General features: G+C 31.4%; 12 protein-coding genes. 9 read left to right on the top strand and 3 right to left on the bottom strand.

The features are described 5' to 3' along the window. Positions 1-91 precede the first annotated feature (91 nt). From HN894_15735 to HN894_15695, 9 genes are all read left to right on the top strand, one after another. Complete coding sequence (locus tag HN894_15735; GenBank protein MBT7144774.1) at positions 92-1429, top strand: hypothetical protein; 1338 nt, start codon at positions 92-94, stop codon at positions 1427-1429. Between the two features lie 61 nt (positions 1430-1490). Continuing rightward, a complete protein-coding gene (locus HN894_15730) occupies positions 1491-2183 on the top strand; it encodes a hypothetical protein (GenBank protein MBT7144773.1) in 693 nt (230 codons plus the stop codon). A 497-nt stretch (positions 2184-2680) separates the two neighbouring features. Beyond that, positions 2681-3445: a hypothetical protein gene (locus HN894_15725; protein ID MBT7144772.1), complete on the top strand. Its 765-nt coding sequence runs from the start codon at positions 2681-2683 to the stop codon at positions 3443-3445. A 55-nt stretch (positions 3446-3500) separates the two neighbouring features. Further along, complete coding sequence (locus HN894_15720; protein MBT7144771.1) at positions 3501-4451, top strand: hypothetical protein; 951 nt, start codon at positions 3501-3503, stop codon at positions 4449-4451. Positions 4452-4775: 324 nt separating this feature from the next. Then, positions 4776-8108: a SusC/RagA family TonB-linked outer membrane protein gene (locus HN894_15715; GenBank protein ID MBT7144770.1), complete on the top strand. Its 3333-nt coding sequence runs from the start codon at positions 4776-4778 to the stop codon at positions 8106-8108. A 39-nt stretch (positions 8109-8147) separates the two neighbouring features. Continuing rightward, complete coding sequence (locus HN894_15710; GenBank protein MBT7144769.1) at positions 8148-9554, top strand: SusD/RagB family nutrient-binding outer membrane lipoprotein; 1407 nt, start codon at positions 8148-8150, stop codon at positions 9552-9554. A 35-nt stretch (positions 9555-9589) separates the two neighbouring features. Then, positions 9590-10459, top strand: a complete 870-nt coding sequence (locus HN894_15705) for a hypothetical protein (GenBank protein MBT7144768.1) — start codon at positions 9590-9592, stop codon at positions 10457-10459. Positions 10460-10565: 106 nt separating this feature from the next. Next, positions 10566-10901: a hypothetical protein gene (locus HN894_15700; GenBank protein ID MBT7144767.1), complete on the top strand. Its 336-nt coding sequence runs from the start codon at positions 10566-10568 to the stop codon at positions 10899-10901. 69 nt (positions 10902-10970) lie between these two features. Beyond that, a complete protein-coding gene (locus tag HN894_15695) occupies positions 10971-11882 on the top strand; it encodes a hypothetical protein (protein ID MBT7144766.1) in 912 nt (303 codons plus the stop codon). Between the two features lie 202 nt (positions 11883-12084). On the opposite strand, the gene HN894_15690 is transcribed toward HN894_15695, so the two are convergent. From HN894_15690 to HN894_15680, 3 genes are read right to left on the bottom strand one after another with little or no spacing between them, the layout of a single operon-like run. Beyond that, entirely contained in the window at positions 12085-12798 is a 714-nt protein-coding gene (locus HN894_15690; protein MBT7144765.1) for a carboxypeptidase regulatory-like domain-containing protein, read from the bottom strand. Positions 12799-12816: 18 nt separating this feature from the next. Further along, positions 12817-13581: a hypothetical protein gene (locus HN894_15685; GenBank protein MBT7144764.1), complete on the bottom strand. Its 765-nt coding sequence runs from the start codon at positions 13579-13581 to the stop codon at positions 12817-12819. Between the two features lie 41 nt (positions 13582-13622). Beyond that, on the bottom strand, positions 13623-14354 hold the full coding sequence (locus tag HN894_15680) for a carboxypeptidase regulatory-like domain-containing protein (protein MBT7144763.1): 732 nt from the start codon (positions 14352-14354) through the stop codon (positions 13623-13625). Between the last annotated feature and the right edge of the window lie 1004 nt (positions 14355-15358).

The raw sequence follows: 15358 nt of genomic DNA, 5'->3' as shown, positions 1-15358 counted from the left end.
AAAGATGTATAGAATAAAAAGAAAATTTTTAATGATATTTTGCCTCATGCTTATTTTTAATTTGCATGTATTTAATTCAAATTCTCAAAGTTTGTCAAAACTGGAGTTATTAGAAGATTTAAAATTCTTGAATGATGCTATAAAATCCGGGCATCCAATTACACTAAATAAGGCTTGGACAAATGAATTGGATTCATTCATTATTGAAATAACAAATCAGCACTTGCCAGAAATATCGGCTTTTGAATTTGAAAATATTGTTAGGGAAGCTCTTTGCAAAATTGCTTGTTCTCATACTAAAATAGTTGAATCACCTCTTGCTAAGATTTATAACAGTCAAATTGGAGAGAACAAATACCTGCCTATAAGATGCTTTGCCAATTCCTCGGGGCTTTATATAATTGGTGCTAAACTGCAATATGCACAAAAAATCGAATTTCCTTTGAAGATAATTTCAATTAATAGATTGAGTGCTAAGGAAATAATTGACAAACTATTGATTTACCAACCGGCTGATGGCTACCAAAAAACTTTAGGATACTCAATTATAAACGATTATTCGGAAATATTAATAAGAAGATGTTTTATTGGAACTGATCATTTTACAATTAAATACGAAAATATTAATTGTGAAGAAGATGAATTTGAAATAAAAGCTGTTAAAGAGTATTCGTCAGAGAAATTTCAATTTTTTAAACCCAAATCTAATTCCTTAATAAATAGTAGCAATATTCGCATGTCGCCTTTAAATACAAACACTATGTATTTAAGCATGAAGTCGATGGATTACGATAATTATGAAACCATAAATAAGGAAATTTTCCATCAATTAAACGACAATTCTATCGAACATTTAGTTATAGATTTGAGAGGAAATGGGGGTGGACCACCAAAAAGTTCCCTTGATTTTTTATCCTACATTTTGCCAGACACATTATCTCAAATTGACATTAGACCTTTTGGAAATGTTTCAAAATATCTAAGTTCAAAACTAAAATTAGTGGGTGTATGGTTGTGGGATAAAACAACTCCTCATTCAAAAACTGATTTTGGCATAAAATATACCACAAATATTACCTATCCCAAAAAATTGCGATATGAAGGAAAAGTATTTGTTTTAATAAATGGATACACAGCTTCCTCAGCATGCACATTATCAGCCTATTTGAAACATGAAAGAGGAGCAATTTGTATAGGTCAAGAAACAGCGGGAGGCGACACAGGCTGCAATGCAAATAGCTTCCAGACACTTAAATTACCAAATTCTAAAATTACTATTAGTTTTCCGCTATTTCGATTTAATAATTGGATTTCGATTCCGGATAATCATCATGGAATAATACCTACTCAAAATGTAGAATATGATGCAAAATCGTATATGCAAAACCTGGATTTAGAAATGAAAACAGTATCCAAATTGATAAATTGAAACCCACAAATTTTACATATTCTTGAAACCGAAAATGCACAGTACAAAAATAAAAAATGAAATGAAGATAATAATCACATTAATTTTGACATTCGCTGTAGGAAACATTTTCGGGCAACAAAGCAAGCAATTGTTAGAGAAAATTGAAAACCCTGAAAACTCTCTATTTGAATTGAAAAAGGAGAACTTCAAAGCAAAATATCTAAAATACGATTTCTCTACTTTGCTAACTCCAAAGCAAGATTTTTTAGGTTTTATCGGGAACGATTTTCAAAGAATAAAAATCTATTTTGCTTCTATTAGCAAAGATGAAAAAAAACATGAAAACTATTTCATAAAAGGAGTCTCGGTTGTAGGAACTAATGTCTGCGAATTCAAAGGCGAAATTAAAATTGTACAAATTCGTGAATATAAAACAAATCGATCTGGCCTTGACAGTTTGCATAATAATGCAAGCATTGTTTCACAAGGAATATTAATTGGGAATTATGAATTTAAGGAAAATTCAGAACAATTTCACTCCGGAATATTCAAGGGAATAGTAACTGTAAATTGGTATTTGGACAAATTGGGAATTTTACATTACCATGATATTGAGAGTTTTTCAAACAACTACAGAAATAATCAATATGTTGGAACATGGATGAATTACGAAAACAATGATGTGAAAATTTGTAATTGGGGTGAGTACAGAATTCCATTTCCTGAAGATTTACATATAGGAACAGATAAATTTTCTCCAAATAAAAAATAATTTAATCAAATTTGGAAATAACTAAAATCTAAATCTACAAATCTTGAAATAGCCCAAATTTAAATTTGTTTATTAAATTTAAAAATTATTAACTTTGTTTTTTATTATAAAACTTTATTGAGGAAATTATGAAAAAAATAATTATATTCTTTGCTGTGTGTTTATTGGTTGGTTCTCTATTTAGTTCTTGTAAGAGCCATAAACCTTGCCCAGCTTACAGTCAGGCTGAAACAGAACAAGCTGAAACAAATGTTTAATTTCATAATTTTCATTTGAGAGAAATGCTAGTTGATTCTGACAAATTATGATGATATGTAAACTTCAAAAACTCCAATAATATGAAACAATAAGGAATCTATTTGATTTTTGCATATAAAAAAGTGTTTCCAAATTTTGATGATTACATATAAAACATGAAGCATAATCGTTTTCTTATCTGAAATAAGCAAATCACCTCCAGTAGAAACAAAATTCTCAATAAATAGTTTTCCATATAAATGAAGAAAAATTTATTAATATTTATTTTTTTCACAATATTAAATTTTTCGTTTGCACAAGGAGAAATTAATAAAGAACAAAAATACGGATATCGCAATATAAATTCTTACGGACTCTATATAAATTCAAATGGATTTGGCGTAGGCTATCAATTCGAAAAAAGAATAAATCGCTTAAACCAATATTTATTCGAATGCGATATAAACTGGCTAAAACATCCAAAAGAAACTCAAAGTTCGAATCCTCTGTTTTCTAATCCAAAACAATTTGTTTTCGGGAAACTTAATACATTTTATAATGTAAGATTAGGTATTGGTAAACAAAAGGAAGTTTTCAGTAAATTCGATAAAGGCGGAATTTCAATTAAATATTTTTATACTGCCGGAATTTCACTCGGATTGCTGAAACCTGTCTATTACGAAATTCTTGAACCAATTCCGGGAGAGTATTTTCGATATACCGTAAGAACTGACAAGTTTAATATTGCAGAAAATCATACAATTTACGACATTTACAGCAAATCTTCATTTCTGAAAGGCTTCGATGAATTGTCACTTTATCCGGGGTTTTATGCAAAATTTGGAACCAGTTTCGAGTATAGCGACAACAATAAATTTTCGCAAGCTATAGAAGCAGGAATAGCTATTGATGCCTTTTTCGATAGAATTGAAATAATGGCAATTGAAAACAATAATCGAATTTTTGTTTCACTGTTTCTCTCATATCGTTTTGGTAAAGTAGTTAAAAAGGAATGGGACAAGTAAACATTATTTTTGATTTACTGTTTTTCTCAAATTTTGTAAAAACATAAATTCAGTTATGAAAATCAGTGGTTTCACTATGGTGAAAAATGCAGAAAAACTGTATTACCCAATAAAACAATCAATTCAATCTATACTTCCAATTGTCGATGAATTTGTAATTGCTCTTGGCAACTGCGACCCAGACGACAATACGCGTCTGGAAATTGAAAGCATCGGAAACGAAAAAATAAAAATAATTGATACGGTTTGGGATTTAGAAAAATATCCTCGAGGCATGGAAAATGCCCACCAAACAGATATTGCAAAAAGTAACTGTAGCGGCGATTGGCTATTCTATCTGCAAGCCGATGAGGTTGTTCACGAAAAATACCTTGAAACGATTAAAACCCAATGTCAAAAATTTCTCAACAATCACGAAATCGAAGGTTTGATTTTTAAATACAAACACTTTTGGGGCGATTATAATCACTATCATAATGCTCATGGATGGTACCGAAACGAAATAAGAATTGTTCGCAATAGTAAAGACATTCATTCATGGGAGTCGGCACAGTCTTTTAGGCGAATGCCTGATTTTGATATGATTAACTATCGGCAACAAAAAAACACTTTCCGCCTAAAAGTTGCTCATGCCGATGCAGAAATTTACCATTACGGATGGGTTCGCCCGCCAAAACTTATGAAAGCAAAAACCAAATCGTTGGCAACTATTCACAAAGGCGAATCAAAAGTTCAGGAAATGAACAATCGAAAATATTTCGATTTCGATTATGGACCTCTAAATTATTTGCCGGTTTTTAAAGAAACTCATCCGGAAGTAATGGCTGAATGGATTAAAAAATTCGATTGGGAAAACGAATTGCAACATTCAGGAAAACCAAACAAAAACAGAAAACCAAATAAACACGAAATATTAAAATACAGAATCCTAACTTTTATTGAACAAAAAATTCTTTTTGGAAAATCATTAGGCGAATTTAAAAACTATATTCTATTAAAGAACTAAATAATACTGTCGATTTTCAGACACATTTTAACATTCTCTTAAACCCAAAACTTTTATTTGAAGCTGATTATTGATTTCAAAAGTATTGTTAAACATTGTTATATAGATATTTAATACACTATTTGTTTCAATAACTAGCTATTCTATTTAAGAAATAAAATACTGAAATAGTTAATTTTATTTCTGTTTATAGATTTTTTCCTACTTTAGCATTTAAATATTTATGAATTTTAAAGTGTATGATGAGATTTTATTTTGCTATAATTAACTAACCATAATTATATTAACTAACCTATTTTTTAACTAACCTAAATTTTTAAACGTATGAGAAAAATTACTCTGCTGCTTGTATTTCTTATTTTTGTAGGAATACAGGCAATGATTGCCCAAAGGCAAATTACAGGTAAGATTAGCAACTCCGATGACGGGAGTACTATACCTGGTGTTTCAGTGGTAGTTAAAGGTACAACTGTTGGAACAATTACCGATATTGATGGTAAGTATCAACTTATTGTACCTGAGGGTGGTAAAACACTGGTATTTTCTTTTGTTGGAATGAAAACCAAAGAAATAGCCATTGATGCATCAAAAATAATTGATGTAGTTTTAGACCCTGATGTTACCCAAGTAGATGAAGTAGTGATTACTGCAATCGGTATATCACGCGAAAAGAAAGCCCTCGGCTATTCTGTTCAGGAAGTAAAAGGCGAAGACCTCAACAGAGGTAACAATGCCGATGTTATCAACTCAATTTCCGGTAGAGCTGCCGGTGTAAATGTGAACAGTTCGGGAGGAACTGCCGGAGCATCATCTTTTATAACAATTAGAGGTGCTGCATCAATTGAAGGAAATAACCAGCCTTTATTTGTTGTTGACGGTATGCCAATCGAAACCGGATTAAACTGGTCTGGTAGCGAATACCAAACAGAAGGTGTGAACACTTCTTCAAGAAGTATCGACCTAAATTCAGAAGACATAGCTTCGGTAACAGTACTAAAAGGTGGAGCTGCAACAGCACTTTACGGTGTTCAGGCTGCAAACGGTGTTATCTTAATTACTACAAAAAAAGGTGGCGGCGTAAAAGGTAAAGATGGTAGATCAATGAAAGTTGATTATAGTTTTTCTGTAAGTAAAGATGTTTTGTCAAATACTATTCCTCTTCAGACTGAATATAGTCAGGGAAATAATGGCAACTGGATTTCAGGATATAGTGGAACCTGGGGAGCAAAATTGGACTCTATGGGCTATTCAAATTATTTCCTTGAACCTGATCTGGATGCATACCCTGCAGGCCCTGATATAATTAATCCAGGTTATCCGAATGATTATACCATCTGGTCTCCTGATTATGATGTAGACGGTGCAATCGTTGGGCAAGACTATGTTTATGGTACTAGTGGTGAGAAAACAAGAGCATACGATCAGTACGATTTCTTTGAACCCGGTATTTCTTTTAACCATAATGTAAGCATTTCGTCAGGAACTGACAAAACTTCTTATTATTTTTCTGTTGGAAATTTAGACCAAAAAGGAATAATTCCTAATAATGCTTTTAATCGTACTTCAGTACGTTTGAATACTGAAACTAAACTTTCAAATAGAATAGTTACAGGCGGTCACGCAAATTTCATTCACTCCAAAGGAAATTTCATTCAAAATGGTTCAAATCTTTCAGGTATTATGCTTGGATTAACAAGAACTCCTTCTTCTTTTGATAACTCTGCCGGACATATTTTCAACGATGGAACACAAAGAACTTATCGTAATGGTGGAGGATATAACAATCCATATTGGTCTGCCAACGAAAATTATTTTGATGATAGAACAAGCCGTTTTATTGGTGATTTCTATTTCAAAATAAACTTTACAGAATGGATGAACCTTTCATACACAATTGGTTCAGATTGGTACACAAGAAGATATACAGATTTTTTTGCAGTTAATGACAAATCGTTTGGTGCAGGAAGACTTGAAGAAAGTGCGGAATACAATCAAATATTTAATAGCAATCTATTGTTAAATTTCACAAAAGAAATATCTGAAAATATTAGATTTAACGGTATTTTAGGTCATAATTTATATGAAAATAAATCAAAAATTCTTCGTGGATTAGCAAATGATATTTCAATTCCAGGATTTGATTGGTTAGAAAATACTTCCAAAGCTAGTGTAACCATGCAAAATGCAAATTTTAGAACATCTGCCGTATTTGGAGATTTTAGATTCGACATAAACAATATGTTATACCTTGGTGGTACATTTCGTAAAGAATGGGCATCAACAATGCCTGAAGATAACCTCGCCAGTCTATATCCCTCATTTAATTTAGGATTTGTTTTCACTGAACTTTTACCTGAAAGTTCGGTATTTAATTTTGGTAAAATTAGAACATCTTGGGCAAAAACAGCAAATATTGCTCAAGTTTATAGTACTTCAAGCTATTATGCGAAGACAGAAATAAATGATGGTTGGACTGGTGGAATTGACTTCCCTTTCAGACAAATTTCTGGATATGAAGTTGATTATCTACTTGGAAACTCCGACCTTGTGCACGAATCAATGATTACTTATGAAATAGGTACTGATTTAAAATTTTTTAACAATAGATTAGGATTAGATGTTTCATATTTCAAAAATGATAACGAAGATCTACTCATAGAAGTTCCTGTTGCAACATCTTCAGGATATAATAATGTTTATATGAATGCTGCCAGTATCGAAAGTAAAGGATTTGAATTAATGGGATATATTACACCCATAAAAACTAAAGATTTTACATGGAATATCATTGCTAATTTCTCTAAATTAAAAAATACTGTTACAGAATTAGCAGAAGGAGTAGATGATGTTTTCCTCGGTGGATTTACCGATCCTCAGGTTCGTGCAGTTGTTGGGCAAGACTATGGTAGCATTTATGGCTACGATTGGTGGCGAGCCGAAGACGGAACAGTATTAATTAATGATGATCCTGACGATGCTCATCCTGATGGTTTTCCATGGACTTGTGATACTGCTCAAGTACCACTAGGAACAATCTCTCCTGATTGGACAATGAATATTTCAAATACATTCTCATATAAAGGATTCTCTTTATATGCACTAATAGATATTAAACACGGTGGAAAAATGTATAACGGAACACGTTTTACTTTGAACTATTTCGGGCAAACAGAAGAAACTTTAGATCGTGATGTTGTTTATCTTGACGAAGAAAATAGGATAATTGACTACGAAAATACACCTGAAGAAAATATTGTTGTTTATGATGGATATCCGGGACACCTTGATGCAAATGGAGATCCAACATGGAGCGAAACCGACAACACTCAACAAGTAGTAAACGATCAGGATTGGTTTAGAGGCCATGGTGGAAACTTCGGTGGCGGACCAACTGCAGCAGCAATTGAAGATGCAGGCTGGGTACGTTTAAGAGAAATTACGCTTGCCTATAAATTCAACGAAAAAATATATGGCCATACCGGATTTATTCATGGATTAGAAATATTTTTCACAGGTAGAAATCTATTTTTAAGCACTCCTTATAAGGGAATTGACCCCGAAACAAGTTTAACAGGTGCGAGAAACTCTCAGGGTTTTGATTACTTCAACAACCCGGGAACCAAAACTTATACTTTTGGTGTAAGAGTATCGCTTTAATTTATTAATTCATTTATAAAAACATTTAAAAGAAAAAATATGAAGAATTTAAATATAAGAAAATTAGGAATATTACTTTTTCTTCCATTCCTTCTTTTCAGTTGTGAAAAATGGATTGATGCTGAAATGAATATCGATCCTGACAAACCTTCCGATGTTCCAATGGAATATCTTTTGCCATCAATTCAAGCCTCAATGGCTTATGCTATTGGAGGAAATACAGCTGTTAGAACCACAAACATTTGGATGCAATATTTCGATGGAGTTGACAGACAATCACTTGCCGAAGGAAGATATAATATTACATCAGCAGATGTGAATGATTTATGGGAAAATCTTTATGCACAGCCTATGATGGACTGCAAAAGTCTAATAAGCAAAGCCGAAGATAAGAACTCACCTCATTACGCTGGTGTTGCAAAAGTTTGCATGGCAACTTGTTTAGGAACATTGACAAATTTGTTTGGAGACATCCCTTATTCAGAGGCATTTCTTGGCAACGAAGGAAATCTTCAGCCGGCTTACGAATCGCAAGAAGATATATATGGAATAATTGATGCAATACTTGAAGAAGCAATTGCAGACCTTAATTCAGAAGAAAATGCTGTTGCAATGAGTACGCCAGATCCTAATGACCCACCATTTGATTATATTTTTGATGGTGATATTGATTTATGGATAAAAACAGCTTATGCTCTAAAAGCCCGCTATGCTTTAAATATTGCAACAAAAGACGAGTCCATAGCTTATACTGAAGTATTAGGATATATTGGAAATGCATTCACATCAAATGATGATGATTATGAAATAGCTTATGAAGCAAATATTTCTGGTGCAAATGCAAACCCATTATACCAATTTATGAATGACAGAACTGATATTAGAATGAGTTCTACATTCGTAAATACATTATCCGATGACCCTCGTTTACCTTTTTATGTAGCTGTGGATTTGTCAGGTGAATATTCGGGAAGTATTCCTGGATCGGAAAATTCTGCCGCTTCTAAACTAGGCGATTATAGTGCGGGAGTAGGTGCATTAACTTACTTTTCAACATATTCTGAAATGAAATTCCTTGAAGCAGAATGTAAGTATCGACTGGGAATGATTGATGAAGCTGCTACCACTTTTCACGAAGCAGTTGAAGCATCATTAATGAAAGTTACTAATGTTGCCGACTCTACTTTCATGGCTGATAATGTTTATAATATAAATTCAGCAAGTATTAATTTACAGAAAATTATTGAACAAAAGTATATTGCTATGTATGCAACAGTAGTTTCCTACGACGACTGGAGAAGAACTGGATTCCCTGAATTAGCTCCAGTAGCCGGTGCTACCAAAGCTACACCGGTTAGATTTCCATATCCGCAAAGTGAGATTACATATAATTCTAATTGCCCTGTTGGAGTGCAACTTAGTGAAATATTATGGATTTTCGAATAAGCTTTATTTAATTAAACTAAAAAAATATAAATAATATGAAAAATATAATAAAAATATTATTAGTGCTACTAGCCGGAGTGTTCATTATTTCTTCCTGTATGAAAGAAGAAGAAGATATGTTTAACTCTCCTGACAATAATACAACTACTTATTTGCAATTTACTGATTTGAATGATGTTTTTGCGATGACTCCCGCTGATACACTTCCATTTACTTTTGAGTTTGGGATAAAACTTAATGGAAATACTCAAGCCAGTGACCTAAATGTAAATTTTGAAGTAGTAAGTACTACAGTAAACCTTGATTCTCAAGTGGTAGTTAGTTCATATACAGTAATAATTCCTGCAAATACATATTATGGTACAGTAGAAATGACTATTGACCCAAATAAATTTGTATTGTCTGCTGATACTTTAAAATTGAATTTAAAAATAGTAGAAGGCACATTAACTCTTGCACCATTTGGTGCTGATGCAACATTCGGTTTTATTTATAATGTTTGTCCATTTGATATTCTTGATTTCCTTGGTGGTTTCAAGTGTGATGAAGTTGATTATGAAGTATATGATGTAAATTTTTCTCTTGATGCTATTGTTCCAAACCGAATCTATAATTCAAATTTTTGGGATTGGGCTGCTGCTGGGGCAACTGTTTATTATGATTTCTCAGGTGATGAAAATCAAGTTATTACTATTCCAAATCAACCTTTTGAATTTGGAGATGGGACTATTGGTTCAGTTGAGGGTATCGGGACTTATGATGCTTGTACTGGTAAGTTTGAAACTCTCACAGATGTAGAATATGGTGGAACTATTTATCCAACAATACATTACTTCTTCAGAGAAGGAGATGGGAAAAGTGCAACAATAATCAGTCAAACAAAAGCTGAGATTATGAAGAATTAATCAAATGAGATTATTATAGAAAAAAAGGATTGTTACATATTAACAATCCTTTTTTTTATCAATTATTAGTTAAATTTGTTTCAAATAATTAATAAAACATTTTGATATGAGAAAGCCAATAGTTTATTTAGTCATATTATTAATTGCATTAGTTACTTCATGCTCAAAAGAGGAAGTAGATCCACCGGATCATAAAGTAAGAATTGAAAACAATTGTCCTTTTGAGATATCAAGTTTTTATGTCGGTAGTAATAGTTTTGGTTATATAATTTTTGGAGAAACAACGACTTTTCAAGATATTGAAGAGGCTACTCATTCAATAGTGGGCACGCTTGTTGGCGGCGCTTCAATTTTCGGATCTATCTCTGTCGAAGGAGATGGAACACATGAGTGGACTATAAGAATTGATTTTTATGGAAATTTTGATATTACTAAAGATTAATTTCCATTTTATCAAAGTCAATGTAATTCCCTATAAATAAATATTATACAACAATGAAAACCTAAGATTTTGAAAAATTTGATATTTCCTTTATACTTATTGTTTTTAGCAATAGTTGTTTTTAATTCATGTGAAAAACAAAAAACCGATAACGAATTAATGAATAGTTCGATTAACATTGTAGATCCGACTTATGTGTCTTTCGTTTCTCCAATTAATACTTTTACAGTAGAACCAGACTCTTTGGGAGAATTTTATAACAATATATATGAAATTTCGATAATGACGGTTGGTTCAATTCGTCCCTATGATATTTCATTAGGTTATGAGATAGAAACAATTATTGAAATAGAAGACACAATAAATGCAATTTCTGGTATTCATTATGAATTATCAGCTGATAGTTTCATTATTCTGGCAAATTCTACTGAAGGAAAAATCTATATTGCATTGCTATACAAAACTCTTCCATTTGCGAAATCTGTAATTCTGAAGTTAAATTTAATTCCAGGCGTATTTGATACAGTTCCTTATTTTTCCTCACAGATAATAACTCTTTTGAATCCATATAATGTGAACTCTGATATATCTGTTTTCCTAGGTGCTTATACTTGTGACGAAGAAGGTTATGGTATGTATTATGTAAATTTTATATCTGATCCAGTCGTTGAGAATCGCATCCATAATGATAATTTTTGGGATTGGGCATATTCAGGTGCCACTATTTATTACGACTTTTCAGGTGATAGTTCTCAGACAATTGTCATTCCTTCACAATCATTTACTTTTGGAGATGGTGTAGTAGGCTCTGTTGATGGCGTAGGAAACTATAATCTTGAATATCGAACATTTAGTTGTACTTATAATGTATGGTATGAAGGAACAAATTATCCTTCATTCCATTATTTTTATCCGGCAGGAGGATTTGCTATTAGCTTAAAAACTGGTATGAGAACAAAAGCTGAGATTATGAAGAATTAAGCATAATAATTTTTTAAAAAGGATGCTTAAAAAAAAATCCTTTTTTTAAAGAAAGCAGAACCAGTATAAAAAAGAGTAAAGTTTTACGATAATAATTATCATAATATATAAACCACATGTTATTTTTTCTAAATTAAAATTTTGCAGCAACTAAGAGGGTTGCATTATAGAGGTTAACATAACAAATCATTACTTCCTTTTTCTAAAGAACCAGATATATAACATTTGAAGCTTGTTTATAACTTGAATAAATATATGCTTCTTTGTCATAATCATAATATTGCCAGTCTTCATAATAGTTGATGAAATACAATACTAAATATACTTCATCGCCATAGGAATAATGTGTTCCATTTAAACAAATATAATGAGAAATCTGATTTGTAGGCAAACCAAAAGCATGATTATGTCTAGCAGAAGTGAAGTCATAATTTAAATATGAAACATTTGAACTGTCATTAATGAAGCTCTGTACAGAATAATGACTTGTTTCTGATATAATCCCAGAAATATTAATAGTATTATTATAATATGAAACATTAAGGCTTTGAATCTCAATATTTGGAAGCTCATAAAGATAAGTTGTATATAACAAAGCCGGAACGTTTCCACCAATAAATTGATATCCAAATTTTTTATAAGTGCCAAAACCTTCCTTATTAAAATTTAAATTATATGTTCCAGCAAGAATCTCCCAAAACTCAAATCTTCCATATTCATTTGTTATTGTCGATTCTGAAGGATATTCAATTGATACGTTTACACCCTCTTTTTCTTTATACATGTTTCCGTTTTCATCCACAAGTTCTACAAATCCAACAATATTGCCACTTGGTAAAATAGCTTTTTCTTTCTTTCCACATCCAAAAAGAAACAAAATGAAACTTGACAGAATAATAATCTTAAGAATTTTCATTTTTGATTTATTAAATGATTATTTTAGCCATAAGGAGGACGCTGCTTCGGGAACAATAAAACTTATTACTTCTGAAGGTTTGTTATTATTAATGGAAGTGTAAATTCTATTTCCTGTATTAATATCTATATAATATTGATAAGTTTCTGTTGCTGGATAAATGATTAAATTTAGTTCCGAACCAATTGCAAACTGCATTGTATCAATATAGATAGTTTGGGATAAGGTATTATCAGTATTAATATAACAATCGTCCGTCCAAACATAATTGTTGAATGAAACATCTTGTTCATTGCTTAAATAAAGCCTACAACAAGAATGGGTATTTTCATATTGATTCAAAATTTTTGCTGTAATTAAAAGACACACTTTATTTGGTATTTCAAGGTCAGATATTTTTATACTATCAATTTGAAAATTTGGCAAAGTATATAAAGCTATTTGCCCAACTGTAGAAGGTTTATTGCCACCAACGAATTGATAGCTAATAATTTTATGCAGACAATATCCTTCTTTTTCGAAAACTATATTATATGTTTCGCTGCTTATATCATCAAATAAAAATTGACCGGATTCATCTGTTGTAATTTCAATTAAAGGCTTGTTTGTTTCCAATGTTACTTTTACACCACTATTATCAGATAGTGGTTCTAGTTCAGAATCAAAAAGAACTACGTAACCAATCAATTCTCCTGAAGGAATATTATACTTTGTTTCTACTTTACAGGCATTCAATAGGAATATTGAAAATATAAAATAGAAAACGATTTCTTTATTTTTCATAAACATTTGCATTTGGTTAATTTCTTTGATAAATAAAGGGATTATGGGATAGTAATACTTACTTTGTTAGACCCAATTCCTAAGCTTGAATATCTATACTGATTTGACATGATGTCATAATACCCATTATCATGCAGATGGCATCCATAAGCAATAATATAAATTTTACTTCCCGAAGGGTATAAGTTTTTACTGATAGCAATTTGAGATGTGAATTGCATACCGCTTTCCTCGAAAAAACAAATTTCTTCTGTTTGTATATAATTGTTGTTAGATACACCCTCAGTATTGTTAATGAAATACCTTATTGTAGGATAAAAAAACGTCTGGCCATAGAAATTATGATTGACGATTCCTGTCATATTTATTTCTGAAAAACTCATTATTTGTAATGATAGGTTTTCCACTACTGTACTTGATTTTTGTACTAAGGAGTTGTTGAAATAAATTGGTTCATCACCGCCTACAATCTGAATGCCTTGAATCTGATATTCGCCATATCCATCTTTTGAAATAATTAAATCGTATGTACCAGTTGGAATATTAATTAGCTCATATTTGCCTGAGCTGTTTGTATAAGTAGTGATCAATGGCTCACTACCTGCCAATTTAATAAAAATACCTTGATAATCATTATTTTGGAATATGTATTCATCAAGGGTATAGATTTCACCCTTAATGATCCCTGTTAAATCAAGCTCTATTACTTCAGTTTTTTTGCAACTCATCAGCGATAAGCATATGATTATTAGTCCTTTAAAACATCTTGACATAATTATTGTTTCATTAATTTTTTGTAGTAATATACTGCTTTTCCAGCAAATACTAATACAAAATATTGAATTGATCCAAAAGTAGTTAAATTAGTAAAAATCAGCAAATATTATCATTTACTTTTAAAAAGATGTGGTGATGTTATGAATTTGCTATTAAACAATTATCCAAGCTACAAAAAATAATTATTATTGACAAATTGTTAACTCATGTTTCGCACAGCCTGCCCATCAAAAAAAATCATAAAATTGTCATCTAAATGATACACAGCAGGTTAGGCAAATATTTTCAAATCTGATAAACTTTCTAACAGCCTGATATTAAGCATGTAAACATTTTGAGTGTCATTTGTAGTGCCTATTAAAATAATCAGCATATTTGGTTGTGTGAAATGTATATTGTAGCTTTCAGGTTTAAAATTTTGTTATACGTATTTTAGAGAAAAGCATACGAATATATCGCATATATTTATGTATCAATTAGTTAAGGCCTATCGTGTTGGAGCAAAAGTCAAGTAGCCTCTTATTGTATCACTTGGTACGGAATCAGGCAAGCCCATAGTAATACAAAAAAAACATATCAGCTACTTGACATTGATTTTCAAAATATGAAGAAAACATAATCGTATATCTAAAAATGTAGTTCAGTCCACTTGTGTAGTGCCTATCGACTGGGGCTGTTGATTTTCATGCACTTATGAGTTGAGTGCGAAAGATTGGTTAAGAGTATTTAAAACATTGTAAATTACAAAACTGATTTAATTAAGATGAAAAAGATTATCTGCATTTTATTGCTACTGCCAACTTTTATTTTTGCTCAAACCTCAGTCGAACTTATTGAGAGTTTCAACCAGCATTGTTTTAAATGACTATCAGGAATTTCGCCCAAAATTATTATCTTTGTGTGAAAAAATGAACCTATTTGAATTTACTAACAGATTTCCTGATGAATCTGCTTGCATTGCATACTTCAAGGAAACTCGCGACAAATTGGAAGTTGTGTG

The organism is Bacteroidota bacterium, assembly GCA_018692315.1.
GTDB lineage: Bacteria > Bacteroidota > Bacteroidia > Bacteroidales > JABHKC01 > JABHKC01.
The sequence above is the reverse complement of the archived record's forward strand: the minus strand, read 5'-3'. Positions and strand labels throughout refer to the sequence as shown.